General features: G+C 63.6%; 10 protein-coding genes. 7 read left to right on the top strand and 3 right to left on the bottom strand.

Features of this window, described 5'->3' with window-relative positions; translation table 11 throughout:
• Nucleotides 1-375 precede the first annotated feature (375 nt).
• The 3 genes from M5B99_RS09330 to M5B99_RS09320 all read left to right on the top strand — a co-directional run bounded on the left by M5B99_RS09330 (nucleotide 376) and on the right by M5B99_RS09320 (nucleotide 6,340).
• Nucleotides 376-2,160, top strand: coding sequence for a DUF1302 domain-containing protein (locus tag M5B99_RS09330; protein ID WP_248803755.1), 1,785 nt, complete (start codon nucleotides 376-378; stop codon nucleotides 2,158-2,160).
• Between the two features lie 24 nt (nucleotides 2,161-2,184).
• Entirely contained in the window at nucleotides 2,185-3,552 is a 1,368-nt protein-coding gene (locus tag M5B99_RS09325) for a DUF1329 domain-containing protein (RefSeq protein WP_248803754.1), read from the top strand.
• 238 nt (nucleotides 3,553-3,790) lie between these two features.
• On the top strand, nucleotides 3,791-6,340 hold the full coding sequence (locus M5B99_RS09320) for a LuxR C-terminal-related transcriptional regulator (RefSeq protein WP_248803753.1): 2,550 nt from the start codon (nucleotides 3,791-3,793) through the stop codon (nucleotides 6,338-6,340).
• A gap of 179 nt (nucleotides 6,341-6,519) precedes the next feature.
• Here M5B99_RS09320 and M5B99_RS09315 read toward each other — a convergent pair whose 3' ends face one another.
• Complete coding sequence (locus M5B99_RS09315) at nucleotides 6,520-7,317, bottom strand: IclR family transcriptional regulator (protein ID WP_248803752.1); 798 nt, start codon at nucleotides 7,315-7,317, stop codon at nucleotides 6,520-6,522.
• 185 nt (nucleotides 7,318-7,502) lie between these two features.
• Between M5B99_RS09315 and hmgA the strand changes: the two genes are divergently transcribed.
• From hmgA to maiA, 3 genes are read left to right on the top strand one after another with little or no spacing between them, the layout of a single operon-like run.
• A complete protein-coding gene (gene hmgA / locus M5B99_RS09310; protein ID WP_248803751.1) occupies nucleotides 7,503-8,801 on the top strand; it encodes a homogentisate 1,2-dioxygenase in 1,299 nt (432 codons plus the stop codon).
• A 3-nt stretch (nucleotides 8,802-8,804) separates the two neighbouring features.
• Entirely contained in the window at nucleotides 8,805-10,109 is a 1,305-nt protein-coding gene (fahA, locus tag M5B99_RS09305; protein ID WP_248803750.1) for a fumarylacetoacetase, read from the top strand.
• A 12-nt stretch (nucleotides 10,110-10,121) separates the two neighbouring features.
• The gene (gene maiA / locus M5B99_RS09300; RefSeq protein ID WP_248803749.1) at nucleotides 10,122-10,760 is read left to right on the top strand and encodes a maleylacetoacetate isomerase; all 639 of its coding nucleotides are present in this window, start codon (nucleotides 10,122-10,124) and stop codon (nucleotides 10,758-10,760) included.
• Between the two features lie 162 nt (nucleotides 10,761-10,922).
• Here maiA and M5B99_RS09295 read toward each other — a convergent pair whose 3' ends face one another.
• Nucleotides 10,923-11,726, bottom strand: a complete 804-nt coding sequence (locus tag M5B99_RS09295; RefSeq protein ID WP_248803748.1) for a SirB1 family protein — start codon at nucleotides 11,724-11,726, stop codon at nucleotides 10,923-10,925.
• A 177-nt stretch (nucleotides 11,727-11,903) separates the two neighbouring features.
• Between M5B99_RS09295 and M5B99_RS09290 the strand changes: the two genes are divergently transcribed.
• On the top strand, nucleotides 11,904-12,923 hold the full coding sequence (locus M5B99_RS09290; protein WP_248803747.1) for a Leu/Phe/Val dehydrogenase: 1,020 nt from the start codon (nucleotides 11,904-11,906) through the stop codon (nucleotides 12,921-12,923).
• Between the two features lie 6 nt (nucleotides 12,924-12,929).
• On the opposite strand, the gene M5B99_RS09285 is transcribed toward M5B99_RS09290, so the two are convergent.
• The gene (locus tag M5B99_RS09285; RefSeq protein WP_248803746.1) at nucleotides 12,930-13,196 is read right to left on the bottom strand and encodes a YebG family protein; all 267 of its coding nucleotides are present in this window, start codon (nucleotides 13,194-13,196) and stop codon (nucleotides 12,930-12,932) included.
• Between the last annotated feature and the right edge of the window lie 179 nt (nucleotides 13,197-13,375).

Below are 13,375 nucleotides of genomic sequence, written 5' to 3'. Positions count from 1 at the left end.
AAAAAAAAGGCCACTGCAAACGCAGTGGCCAAGGGAAGACGTTCGATCAAGGAGTGAATCCAACGTCGGCAATCAGTGGATGGGCGCCATATTAACGGCCTGGCGCCCGGCTGAAAAAGCCCGCTTTGCGACAATCACCGTTACCGCTGGGGTAACAGTCGCTTTTCCAGTCGCTGCGTCCGCGGTCACCCCAGGCAACCCTCCATCCATGTGCGCTATGACAGGTTATCCATGGGTTCGATGGTTCGCTGCAAACCGCGCCCTGAGCATGCATTCATCCTTTCGAGGTACAACACGAATACCTCCTTGGTGCGCTTATCGCTCCCGTTGGCGGTGAGTAGGGTGAAGCCTTCTGTCACACACCGGGGAAGACGCATGACAAAAACAACAATGCGCGCCATCTTCACGCCGCAGGCTCTGGCCATCGCGGTTGCCATGGGCGCCAGTGCGCAGGCGCACGCGGTTTCGTTCAATATCGGGGAAATCGAAGGCAAGTTCGACTCATCCCTGTCGGCTGGCGTGAGCTGGGGCCTGCGCGATGCCGACAAAAGCCTGGTGGGGGTGCCCAACGGCGGTACCGGCCAGGCCTCCACCGGTGATGACGGACGCTTGAACTACAAGAAGGGCGAAGCCTTCTCGAAGATCATCAAGGGCATTCACGACCTGGAATTGAAGTACGGCGACACCGGCGTCTTCGTCCGCGGCAAGTACTGGTACGACTTTGCGACCGCCGATGGCGGCCAGGACTTCAAGGACATCAGCGATCATCATCGCGATGAAGGGGCACGCTCTTCGGGTGCGCAAATCCTCGACGCCTTCGTCTACCACAACTACTCCATCGCCGACCTGCCGGGCACCGTACGTCTGGGCAAGCAGGTGGTCAGTTGGGGTGAAAGCACCTTCATCGGCAACTCGATCAACAGCATCAACCCGATCGACGTCTCGGCCTTCCGTCGGCCGGGTGCCGAGATCAAGGAAGGCCTGATCCCGGTCAACATGTTCTTCGCCTCCCAGAGCCTGACCGATCAACTGACGGTCGAAGGGTTCTACCAGTTGAACTGGGAGAACACCGTTGTCGACAACTGCGGGACCTTCTTCGGCAACGATGTGGTGCAACACGGTTGCAACAACAACTACACCGTCGGCAGCCCGGCAATCGCGCCGTTGCAACCGCTGGCCGCGGCGTTCGGCCAGGGCTTTCAGGTCACCCCGGAAGGTGTCGTGGTGCAGCGCGGCGATGACCGCGATGCCCGTGATGGCGGCCAATGGGGCATGGCCTTGCGCTGGCTGGGCAGCGATACCGAGTACGGCCTGTATTTCATGAACTACCACAGCCGTACCCCGACCGTCGGCACCACCACCGCCAGTGCCAGCACCATCACGGCGCTGGGCAGCATCCTGCCGCTGGCCCCGGCCGCCTTCCGTAGCGGCCTGGCGCAAAGCATCATGCTGGGACGCGGCCAGTACTACCTTGAGTATCCGGAAGATATCCGGCTCTACGGCGCCAGCTTCTCGACCACCCTGCCGACCGGCACCGCCTGGAGTGGCGAGATCAGCTATCGTCCCAACGCTCCGGTGCAGCTCAACACCACCGACCTGACCCTGGCGCTGGTCAACCCGATTGCCGGTGGCGCCGCCTCGCCGATCCAGACCAGCCCCGGTTCGGACAATTCCGGCTACCGCCGCAAGGAAATCACCCAGGTACAGACTACCTTCACGCAGTTCTTCGACCAGGTCCTCGGTGCCGAGCGCCTGACGTTGGTGGGCGAGGCGGGGATGACCTATGTCGGCGGCCTGGAAACCAAGGACAAGCTGCGTTACGGGCGTGACTCGGTCTACGGCGCCTATGGCTACCAGGGTGATACCAGCGGTTTCGTCACCGCGACCTCCTGGGGCTATCGTGCCCGGGCGATCCTCGACTACAGCAACGTGTTCGCCGGGATCAACCTCAAGCCCAACGTGTCCTGGTCCCATGACGTCAAGGGTTACGGCCCCAACGGCCTGTTCAACCAGGGGGCCAAGGCGGTCAGCATCGGTGTGGACGCCGACTACCGCAACACCTACACCGCGAGCCTCAGCTACACCGACTTTTTCGGTGGTAACTACAACACCCTGATTGACCGTGACTTCGTGGCGCTCAGCGTCGGCGCGAACTTCTGATCCAGGCTTGAGAAGGACAATTTTATGCGCAAGATGATTTTGCAATGCGGCGCCCTGGCCCTGAGCCTGCTGGCCACCAACGTAATGGCGGCGGTTTCCCCGCAGGAAGCGGCCCAGCTCGGTACCACCCTGACCGCCATCGGCGCGGAAAAGGCCGGCAATGCCGACGGCACGATACCGCCCTACACCGGCGGTATCCCGAAAAACGCCGGTGCGGTGGATAGCAAAGGTTTCCTGGCCGACCCGTTCGCCAACGAAAAACCGTTGTTCGTTATCACCGCGGCCACCGCCGACCAGTACAAGGCCAAGCTCTCCGAAGGCCAACTGGCGATGTTCAAGCGTTATCCACAGACCTACAGGATCCCGGTCTACCCGACGCACCGCACCGTGGTCCTGCCGGATGCGGTTCTGGAGGCGGCCAAGCGCAGCGCCCTGAATGTCACGACGATCAACGACGGTAACGGCCTGGCGAACTTCACCGGCAACCGCTATTACGCCTTCCCGATTCCGAAGACCGGCGTGGAAGTGCTGTGGAACCACATCACCCGTTACCACGGCGGCAACCTGCGCCGCACGATCACCCAGGCCACGCCGCAGACCGACGGTTCCTTCACCCCGATCACCTTCGAGGAAGAAGCCGCCGTACCATCGGAAATTCCCGACCTGTCGCCGGACAAGGGCGCCAACGTGCTGACCTTCTTCAAACAGGAAGTCACCGCGCCGGCGCGCCTGGCCGGCAACGTGCTGCTGGTCCACGAGACTCTCGATCAGGTGAAGGAACCGCGCCTGGCCTGGATCTATAACGCCGGCCAGCGCCGTGTGCGCCGCGCCCCACAAGTCGCCTATGACGGCCCGGGTACCGCCGCCGATGGCCTGCGCACCTCGGACAACTTCGACATGTTCTCCGGCGCGCCGGACCGCTATGACTGGAAACTGATCGGCAAGAAGGAGATGTACATCCCCTACAACAGCTACAAGCTGGACTCGCCGACCCTCAAGTACACCGACATCATCAAGGCCGGTCATATCAACCAGGACCTGACCCGCTACGAGTTGCACCGGGTCTGGGAGATCGAGGGCACGGTCAAGCCGAGCGAGCGGCATATCTATGCCAAGCGCCACATGTACCTCGACGAAGACAGCTGGCAGGTCGCGCTGGTGGATCACTACGACGGCCGTGGTCAACTGTGGCGGGTAGCCGAAGGCCATGCGCAGTTCTACTACGACCACCAGGTGCCGGCTTATACCGTTGAAACGCTGTATGACCTGATTGCCGGGCGCTACATCGCCCTGGGCATGAAGAACGAAGAGAAGCACAGCTTCCAGTTCGGTTTTGTCGGCAAGGCGGCGGATTACACGCCGGCGGCGCTGCGGGCGAGCGGGGTGCGTTAAACCGCCCTCATCCTGTGGGAGCAGAGCTTGCTCGCGAAGAGGTCCTTGGGGCCGCTGAAAGCTTCGCGGCGATCCGGCAAGCCCTGCTCCTACAGGTTCCGTGGCGTTTTCAAGAATCCATTCACTGGCCCCTCGGGGCCTGTTTTTTATGGGCGGCGATAAGTTTCCTGAATATTTGTTCATTTCCAGGCGCGAACAGGGCTAGGGTGATCGGATAAAATCAAGAAAGGCCGCCGCAATGACCGCCATGACCCCGCGTCTGGACCGTCCCGGGTTCCTGCCTCGTTTATCCTCCCGCCATTTGCCGCGTCCGCGGCTAAGCAGCCCCTTGATCGAATCCCAGGCTCGCGTCCGCCTGCTCTGCGCGCCCGCCGGCAGCGGCAAGAGCGCCTTGCTCGCCGAATGCCTGCTGCAAGCCCCGCCCAGCTGTGGCGTATGCTGGCTGCCGTTGTCCGGGGCGAGCCTCACGAGCGAGGCCTTTTGCACGGCCCTGGCCCAGGCGTTGGGGCTGGACGAACCCCAGGACGAATCGAGCCTGTTGGCGCGGCTGGCGCGCTGGACCACGCCTACCTGGATTTTTCTCGACGACTATTGCCGGTTGCCCAACCCGGCGCTGGATCAACTGCTCGATCGCTTGCTGGCGGCCAGCAGTCCGGTTCTCAGCTGGTGGCTGGGCGTGCGGCGGCGCCCCCACTGCAACTGGCCGCGCCTGTTGCTCGAAGGCGAACTCTATGAAGTCGAGGGCCCGAGCCTGGCGTTCGAGCGCGGCGAAATCGAACGCTTGGTGAGCCACCCGTCGATCACCCTGACCCCGCAGTGCCTTGACCGGATGAGCCAGTACACCGCCGGTTGGTGCGCCGGGGTGCGGGTCGCCATGCTCGAGGCGCCGGCCTGGATCGCCAACCTTCCCGACGCCGGGTCGCGACGTTCGGCGACCCTGCTCGACTACCTGCAACATGAACTGTTCGATGCCCTGGCGCCGGAGCTGGCCGAGGCCTGGCGCGTGCTGGTGCATCTGCCACGTTTCAATGCCGACCTCTGCGAGCACCTGTTCGGCGCCGGGGAGGGCGCCCAGTGGATGCGTACCCTGCAGGAGCTGGGCTGTTTTATCGAACCCTGGGAAGACTCTTCGGAATGGCTGCGGGTGTTCGCCCCGCTGGCCCTGCTGCTGCGCGACGAACCCTGGCCGGCCGGGCGTTCCTGGCATCGCCGCGCCTGCCAGTGGTTCAGTGCCCGTGGCGACTGGCAGGCGGCGGTGGAACAGGCCCTGGCCGCCGAAGAGTTCGAAGTCGCCGCCAGCCTGTTGCACAACTTCACCTTCGATTACTTGTTCCAGGAGCAGAACGTGGCGCTGCTGTTGCGCCTGCACGAGCAACAAGCGGACGACCTGATGTTCGGCACGCCGCACCTGGTGGGCTTGATCACCACCGCGTTGCTGTTCGCCGGGCGTTTCGACGAGGCGGCCCACAGCATTGAGCAGATGGCGCGTTTCTCGCCGCAACCCTCGGCGGCGGCACAGCGACAGCTGGTGGCGCGCTGGCAGGCCCAGCAGGGCTGGTTGCTGCATCTGCAAGGGCAGGCGCAACAGGCGCGCGGGCATTTCCTCGAGGCGTTGCAGGAGCTGCCGGCGGCGGCCTGGCCGGCGCGGTTGTTCTGTCTGTCGGGGCTGACCCAGCAGGCGCTGCTCGAGGGCGAGTTGGAGCAGGCCCACGCCTTGAGCCGCGACGCCCTGTGCCTGGCGCGGGCACAAGGCTCGCTGCTGTTCGAGGCGCTGCTGGAACTTGACCATGCGCAGTTGCTGGAACAGCGTGGCGCCCTGCACCGCAGTGAGAGCCTGCTGGACAACATGCACGCCTTGTTATCGGCCAAGCGCCATCTGGCCGGGCCGCTGCTCGGGCGGATCGCCTTGCGCCAGGGACGGATCGCCCTGCGCCAGGGCCGCGATCAACAGGCGGCCGGGTATTTTCAGACAGGTCTGGATGAGTGCTTGCGCAGCCAGGATAAACAGGCCTTGTACGGCTTTCTCGGGCTGGCCTTGCTGGATGCCAACCACGGCGACTACGCCAAGGCGTTTGTGCGCCTGCGCGATGCCGAACGCCTGATGCAGCAACGGCATATTCCGGACGTGGTGTATCGCGCGGTACTGCTGATGGTCAGTTGCCATTTCTGGTTGCAGCAGGGGCGCCCGGAGCTGGCGGAAGAGGCGCTGACCCGGGTGTTGCGTCACTACAGCGGTGTGAGTGGGGTGCAGGCGCCGCCGGCGACGCTGGAGTTGATTCCGCGTCTTGAGTACCTGTTGGTGCTGGCGCAGGTTTATCTACACAAGGCCCAGACTCCCTTGGAAGCACTGGCGCTGTTGCTTGAGCAGGCCCAACGCCGGGGCATGCAGGGGATGGAAACCGAACTGCGCCTGGCGCTGGCGGAAGTGGCGTTCCTGCAGGGGCGAACGGCGTTGGCCAAGAGTCATCTGGAGGAGGGGCTGGCGCTGGTCAGCCGTTGCAACCTGCAACAGGCCTTGCGTGAGCTGCGCCTGCGCCAGCCGGGGATGCTGGGGCGCCTGGGGTTCGAGGAGGCGTTGATCGCCACGGGTGACAATCCGTTGAGCCAGCGTGAGCTGGAAGTGCTCAAGCTGATTGCCCTGGGCAGCTCCAATCTGCAGATCGCCGACCAGTTGTTTATTTCATTGCACACGGTGAAAACCCATGCGCGGCGGATTCACAGCAAGCTGGGGGTGGAGCGGCGGACCCAGGCGGTGGCCAAGGCCAAGGCCCTGGGGCTGATGGGGTAATTCCGCTGGAGAGGTAATCCCTGTGGCGAGCGGGCTTGCCCGCGCTGGGCAGCGAAGCGGCCCTGAAGTCAGCGACTTCATTGTGTCAGGCAGAGCGCATTCACAGGGTTTGCGACTGCTTCGCAGCTGAGCGCGGCGGTGCGGCGTTCCGACAAGCCCGCTCGCCACAAGAGGTATTTTCAGTCCTGCGGTTGATAACCCATCCGCCAACTGACTGCCTCGCTCGCCGCCAGCAAGCGCTTGGCCGCCGGGCCGTCTTCATCGGCGTGGAACAACGAGGTCGGCCCCACCACCGTGAGCACCGCCACCACCTGGCCCAGGGCATTGAACACCGGCGCCGACAGGGCATCGACCCCCGGCATCAGCAGGCCATGGACGAAATGCAGTCCGCGGCGGCGGATCTGTTCGCAAGTCGCGGCATACGCGGCGGCATCCGCCAGCGGGTGCGGCTGGCCGGCCTTGAGTTCGGCTTCGCGCAGCTCGACCGTTTCCCGATCCGGCAGGAAGGCATTGAACACCAGCCCGGTGGACGAACTGAGCAACGGCAGCACCGACCCCAACTGCGTCACCACCGTCACCGCGCGCACCGCCGGTTCGATATGCACCACGGTCGCGCCATGGTTGCCCCATACCGCGAGGAAGCAGCTTTCATTCAGGTCGTCGCGCAGTTCCGCCAACGGCATGGCCGCCACGTGCAGTACCTCCATGCTGTTCAGCGCCGCGAGGCCGACCCGCAGCGCTTCGCGACCCAGGCCATAGTGGTTGGTCGCCGGGTTCTGCTCGGCGAAGCCGCTGGCGATCAAGGCCTGCAAATAACGGTGGACCTTGCTCGCCGGCATCTGCACATGCTCGGCCAGGCGTGATAGCGAGGTGCTGGGCGACAGTTCCGCCAGTGCCTTGAGGATGTCGGTACCGACCTCCGCCGAGCGGACTTTCTGTTTACCGTTGCTGTCGCTGGTAGGGCGCGGCTTTTCCATGGAGGCAATGTAATCCCGGGACGAATGGGCGTCTTTATAGCTTGACGGGCACCGTCAATCAAATTACGTTCTGCATAATCAAGTTACGTAATGCATAATTTCGTCCCCATAAAAATAAACCGACCCGTGCTGCACGCTCTTCGAATCAGCAGGCAGCCCCAGGTCCACTCCCTCCAGGAGGCTCCATGAACCCCGATTCCACGGTGCTGGCCTATCAGTCCGGCTTCGGTAACGAATTCAGCAGCGAGGCCCTGCCCGGCGCACTGCCGGTTGGTCAGAACTCCCCACAGAAAGCGCCGTATGGCCTGTATGCCGAGCTGTTTTCCGGTACGGCCTTCACCATGACCCGCAGCGAAGCACGGCGCACCTGGATGTATCGCATCCAGCCGTCGGCCCGGCACCCGGCGTTCGTCAAGCTGGAGCGGCAGTTGGCTGGCGGGCCGCTGGGTTCGGTGACCCCCAATCGCCTGCGCTGGAACCCGCTGGAGATCCCGGGCGAGCCCACGGATTTCCTCGACGGCCTGGTGAGCATGGCGGCCAACTCTGCGGCGGACAAACCGGCCGGCATCAGCCTCTACAGCTACCGCGCCAACCGCTCCATGGAGCGGGTGTTCTTCAATGCCGACGGTGAATGGCTGCTGGTCCCGGAACAGGGGCGGCTGCGCCTCGTCACCGAGCTGGGCGTGCTGGAGATCGAACCGCTGGAAATCGCGGTCCTGCCCCGTGGCTTGAAATTCCGCATCGAACTGCTCGATTCGCAGGCCCGTGGCTACCTCGCCGAAAACCATGGCGCGCCACTGCGCCTGCCGGACCTCGGGCCGATCGGCAGCAACGGCCTGGCCAACCCGCGGGACTTCCTGGCCCCGGTCGCCCATTACGAAGACCTGCGGCAACCGACCACCCTGGTGCAGAAATTCCTCGGCGAACTCTGGGGCTGCGAGCTCGATCATTCGCCGCTCAATGTGGTCGCCTGGCACGGCAACAATGTGCCGTACAAATACGACCTGCGCCGTTTCAACACCCTTGGCACGGTCAGCTTCGATCACCCGGACCCGTCGATTTTCACCGTGCTGACATCACCCACCAGCGTGCCGGGCATGGCCAACCTCGACTTCGTGATCTTCCCGCCGCGCTGGATGGTGGCCGAGAACACCTTCCGTCCGCCGTGGTTCCATCGCAACCTGATGAACGAGTTCATGGGCCTGATCGTGGGCGCCTACGACGCCAAGGCCGAAGGCTTCCTGCCTGGCGGCGCGTCGCTGCACAGCTGCATGAGCGCCCACGGCCCGGACGGTGAAACCTGCACCCGGGCGATTGCCGCCGAGCTGGCGCCGAGCAAGATCGACAACACCATGGCCTTCATGTTCGAGACCAGCCAGGTGCTACGTCCGAGCCGTTTCGCCCTTGACTGCCCGCAGCTGCAAAGCAACTACGATAACTGCTGGGCCACCTTGCCCGTCACTTTCAACCCGAATCGGAGATAACCCATGAGTCTGCCAACCATCCTTCGCAGTTGGGTTGCGTCCGCCAACGGACATACCGATTTCCCGCTGCAGAACCTGCCGCTGGGGGTGTTCAGCCACCAGGGCTCGACCCCGCGCAGTGGCGTGGCGATTGGCGAGCAGATCTTCGACCTGGAAGCGGCGCTGGAACTTGGCTTGTTCGACGGCGAGGCCAAGGTCGCGGTCGAAGCAACCCGTGGCGGCCAGTTGAATGCCTTTTTCGAACTCGGTTCCGCGGCCCGCGTGGCCTTGCGCGCGCGCCTGCTGGAACTGCTCGGCGAAGGCAGCAGCCTGCGCGGCAAGATCGAAGCCCAAGGCGCGAAGCTGCTGCACCTGGCCGCCGATTGCCAGATGCACCTGCCGGCCAGGATCGGTGATTACACCGACTTTTACGTCGGCATCGAGCATGCGCAGAATGTCGGCAAGCTGTTCCGTCCCGACAACCCGCTGCTGCCCAACTACAAGTACGTGCCCATCGGTTATCACGGCCGGGCGTCGACCGTGCGCCCGTCCGGCGCCGAGGTACGGCGGCCCAAGGGCCAGACCCTGCCCGCGGGCCAGACCGAGCCGACCTTCGGCCCCTGCGCACGGCTGGACTACGAACTGGAGCTGGGCATCTGGATCGGCCCGGGCAATACCCTGGGCGAGTCGATTGCCATTGGCGATGCTGCCGAGCATATCGCCGGTTTCTGCCTGCTCAACGACTGGTCGGCGCGGGATATCCAGGCCTGGGAATACCAGCCGCTGGGGCCGTTCCTGTCCAAGAGCTTTATTACCAGCGTCTCGCCCTGGGTGGTGACGGCCGAGGCCCTGGCACCGTTCCGCCAGGCCCAGCCGGCGCGTCCGCAAGGCGATCCGCAGCCATTGCCGTACCTGTTCGACACGCGCGATCAGCAGGGTGGTGCTTTCGATATCGAACTGGAAGTGCTGCTGCTGACCGAGGCCATGCGCGAGCAGAACCTGCCGGCCCAGCGCCTGACCCTGAGCAACACCCGGCATATGTACTGGACGGTGGCGCAACTGGTTGCCCACCACAGCGTCAACGGCTGCCAGTTGCAGGCTGGCGACCTGTTCGGCTCGGGCACCTTGTCCGGGCCTGAAGCCGGGCAGTTCGGCAGCCTGCTGGAGATCACCGAAGGCGGCAAGAAAGCCGTGGAACTGGCCTCGGGTGAAGTGCGCAAGTTTCTTGAGGACGGTGATGAAATCATCCTGCGAGCGCGTTGCCGCCGTGAAGGTTTTGCTTCGATTGGCTTCGGCGAATGCCGCGGCAAGATTGTTCCGGCACGCTGAGAGGAGAGGACCATGGAACTTTACACCTACTACCGTTCGACCTCGTCCTACCGCGTGCGGATCGCCCTGGCCCTCAAGGGCCTGGATTACCACGCGCTGCCGATCAACCTGATCGCCCCGGGCGGTGGCGAGCAGCGCCAGGCGGCATATCTGGCGGTCAACCCACAGGGGCGGGTGCCGGCCTTGCGTACGGACGCTGGCGATGTGCTGACGCAGTCACCGGCGATCATCGAGTTTCTCGAAGAGCGTTATCCACAGCCGCCGCTGCTGGCCTCGGACCTGCTGACCCGTGCCCGCGAGCGAGCGGTGGCGGCGCTGATCGGTTGCGATATTCATCCGTTGCACAACTCCGGCACCACCAACCTGCTGCGCCAGTGGGGGCATGACGATGCCCAGGTGCAGGAGTGGATCGGCCACTGGGTCAGCCAGGGGCTGGCGGCGGTGGAGCAGTTGATTGGCGAGGTCGGTTATTGCTTTGGCAAGGAGCCGGGATTGGCGGATGTATACCTGATTCCGCAACTGTATGCGGCGCAGCGTTTCAAGGTGTCACTGGAGGCGTATCCGCGTATTCGCCGGGTGGCGGCGCTGGCGGAGCAGCACCCGGCGTTTATCAAGGCGCACCCGGCCAACCAGCCGGATACCCCTTTGTAAGACACACTGAACATCTTGTGGGAGCGGAGCTTGCCCGCGAAGGGGCCCCTGATGCCGCTAAAAGCTTCGCGGGCAAGCTCCGCTCCCACAGGAAGATAGGCGTCTCACCATAAAGGTTTGCTGAGTTCACGATGCGAGCGAAGCGGATCTTCTCGCAATGGCCTAATGCACCACTGCATTCGGTGGCAATTGCCCCAGTCGCTCCGTCAGCCGTAGTCGCTGGAGCGGGTCTTCGCTGAGCAACAGTGCCCGTTCCAGGTCATGGCGTTCGGCCCGCGGGCAATCGAGGCGCTGGTACAGGCTGGCGCGGGCCAGGTAGTCGCCGGCATTGGCCTGGCCCAGTTCCAGGACCCGTTCGGCATCCACCAGGGCGCCGAGGAAGTCGTCGTTGGCCTGGTGCAATTGCCGCAGGTTGCGCGACAGGCGCTGGAGCATCTGTACTGGTGTGGCCGTGTGCATATGTTCGGCCTTCAGCACTGTGCTCGGACCATACTGGCGGGTCAGCAGCTCACGGCAGTCATTGGGATAAAGACGTCGTCCGCCGCACGGGTCGAGCAGATGGTCGGCCCCCGGCACCCGCAGCAGGAAATGCCCGGGGAAATTCACCCCCACCAATGGAATCTCCAGCTGCCGGGCCAGTTCCAGGGCGATCAACGCCAGCGCCAGCGGCTGCCCGCGGCGGCGCTGCAAGACCTTGTCGAGCAATGCCGCGTGAGGCCGTAGCGGGGTGAACTCATCCTGCTGGAACCCCAGATCGTTCAGCCGCCGCAACAGTGGCTGGCCCAACTCGCTGACCGGCAGCATCGGCAGGCCGGCGCTGACTCGTTGTCGCAGGTCGCGGAAATCCCGCAGCACGGATTCGGGCAGGACCTGCGCGTCATGTTCGGCGGCCATCCACACGGCGGCTTCGAACACGGCGGGCGGGGTGCGTTGCAGGCAGGCGAAAAACGCTTGGCGGGGGTTCATCGAGATCTCCGGCAGAGTCTCTGTTTTAGCCCCGCGACGGGCTTTCGTCCAGTCTCTTGCAGCGCTTGCGGGTTATGTCGCAAAGCCAGCAAACGCCGAAGGCTTATTCCTGCTTGCTTCTGCAAGCTTTCCCACGAAGCCTATACTCGCTACAGGTAGTATCCAGGGGGCCTCTCGATGTTCGCTCTCATGCAAAGCACTCGTCTTGAGTCGCTGCACCTCAGTGTCGATCCGGTCACCGGGTTGAAGGCGGTGATCGCCATCCACAATCGTCGGCTCGGGCCGGCGCTGGGGGGGTGCCGTTACCTGGCCTATCCCAATGATGAAAGTGCCATGGTCGATGCCATTCGCCTGGCCCAGGGCATGAGCTACAAGGCTGCGCTTGCGGGGTTGTCGGTGGGTGGTGGCAAGGCGGTGATCATTCGTCCTCCCCATGTGGAAAGCCGCGCCGCCCTGTTCGAAGCCTTTGGTCGTTGTATCGAGCAGCTCGACGGGCGCTATATCACCGCCATCGACAGTGGGACCTCCACGGTCGATATGGATTGCATCGCCCAATACACCCAGCACGTCACCAGCACCACCAGCGCCGGCGACCCGTCGCCGCACGCGGCCATGGGCGTGTTCGCCGGGATTCGCACCACCGCCATGGCGCGGCTGGGCAGCGACAATCTGGAAGGGTTGCGGGTGGCGGTGCAAGGGTTGGGCAATGTCGGTTATGCCCTGGCCGAGCAGTTGCATGCGGCGGGAGCGGAATTGCTGGTCAGCGATACCGACCCGGGCAAGGTGCAACTGGCCATGGAACAATTGGGTGCGCATCCGATCGCCTGTGAAGCCTTGCTCAGTACGCCGTGTGACATTCTTGCCCCCTGCAGCGTAGGTAATGTGCTTACCAGCCAGAGCGTGGCGCAGCTGCGTTGCGCGGCAGTGGCGGGTTCGGCCAGCACCCAGCTGACCCATATCAGCGTCGCCGATCAGTTGGAAAAACGCGGGATTCTTTATGCCCCCGACTACGTGATCAGTTCGGGGGGATTGATCTATGTCGCCCTCAGGCATCAGGGCGAGGAACTGTCGACCATCACCGCCCATTTGTCCCGAATCGGTTCCCGCCTGACGGAAGTCTTTGCCCATGCCCAGGCGGAAAAGCGCTCGCCGGCGCGAGTGGCCGACGAACTGGCGGAGCGCCTGCTTTACCGGTGAGGTGCCTTATTCGGCGGGAGCCGGGGGCGAGAGCAATTCGCTCAGCGCGTCCGGCTGGCTCTTGAACGCCCGGGCGAATACATCACGGTTTTTCGCCATGTAGATGCCGGCTTCCTCCACCTGCTGCTCGCTCAGCGAGGGCACGGCTTTTTGCAGGACTTCGGCCAACAGCTCGGCCAATTCGAGCATTTTGTCATGACGGTCAGCTTCGGCTTTATCCATGAACAAACGCTCCAGATCTCGGCTGCTGCGGTATACCACTTCGACGGCCATTCACCACCTCACATGCCTTCACGATAGTTGTGTTTTGCAATTACTGTATTTATATACAGCTAAAAGCATAAGCGAATCCCCAGGGTTTGGGTAGTGGCTTTTTAATGTAGACCTGTTTCGCGTTTTGTCAGGTGCGCCATCGCGTCTGCATCGCGGGCGTCGACACGCACACCAGCGCG

It is taken from the genome of Pseudomonas sp. MWU13-2100 (assembly GCF_023242365.1).
Taxonomy (GTDB): Bacteria; Pseudomonadota; Gammaproteobacteria; order Pseudomonadales; family Pseudomonadaceae; genus Aquipseudomonas.
This window is presented reverse-complemented; position numbering and strand designations above follow the sequence as displayed.

What these genes read in the sequence shown, in the direction of transcription:
- hmgA (WP_248803751.1), top strand. Translation starts at nt 7,503, where the DNA reads ATGAACCCCGATTCCACGGTGCTGGCCTATCAGTCCGGCTTCGGTAAC.
- M5B99_RS09285 (WP_248803746.1), bottom strand. Translation starts at nt 13,196, where the DNA reads ATGGCCGTCGAAGTGGTATACCGCAGCAGCCGAGATCTGGAGCGTTTG.
- M5B99_RS09315 (WP_248803752.1), bottom strand. Translation starts at nt 7,317, where the DNA reads ATGGAAAAGCCGCGCCCTACCAGCGACAGCAACGGTAAACAGAAAGTC.
- M5B99_RS09290 (WP_248803747.1), top strand. Translation starts at nt 11,904, where the DNA reads ATGTTCGCTCTCATGCAAAGCACTCGTCTTGAGTCGCTGCACCTCAGT.
- M5B99_RS09330 (WP_248803755.1), top strand. Translation starts at nt 376, where the DNA reads ATGACAAAAACAACAATGCGCGCCATCTTCACGCCGCAGGCTCTGGCC.
- maiA (WP_248803749.1), top strand. Translation starts at nt 10,122, where the DNA reads ATGGAACTTTACACCTACTACCGTTCGACCTCGTCCTACCGCGTGCGG.
- M5B99_RS09325 (WP_248803754.1), top strand. Translation starts at nt 2,185, where the DNA reads ATGCGCAAGATGATTTTGCAATGCGGCGCCCTGGCCCTGAGCCTGCTG.
- fahA (WP_248803750.1), top strand. Translation starts at nt 8,805, where the DNA reads ATGAGTCTGCCAACCATCCTTCGCAGTTGGGTTGCGTCCGCCAACGGA.
- M5B99_RS09320 (WP_248803753.1), top strand. Translation starts at nt 3,791, where the DNA reads ATGACCGCCATGACCCCGCGTCTGGACCGTCCCGGGTTCCTGCCTCGT.
- M5B99_RS09295 (WP_248803748.1), bottom strand. Translation starts at nt 11,726, where the DNA reads ATGAACCCCCGCCAAGCGTTTTTCGCCTGCCTGCAACGCACCCCGCCC.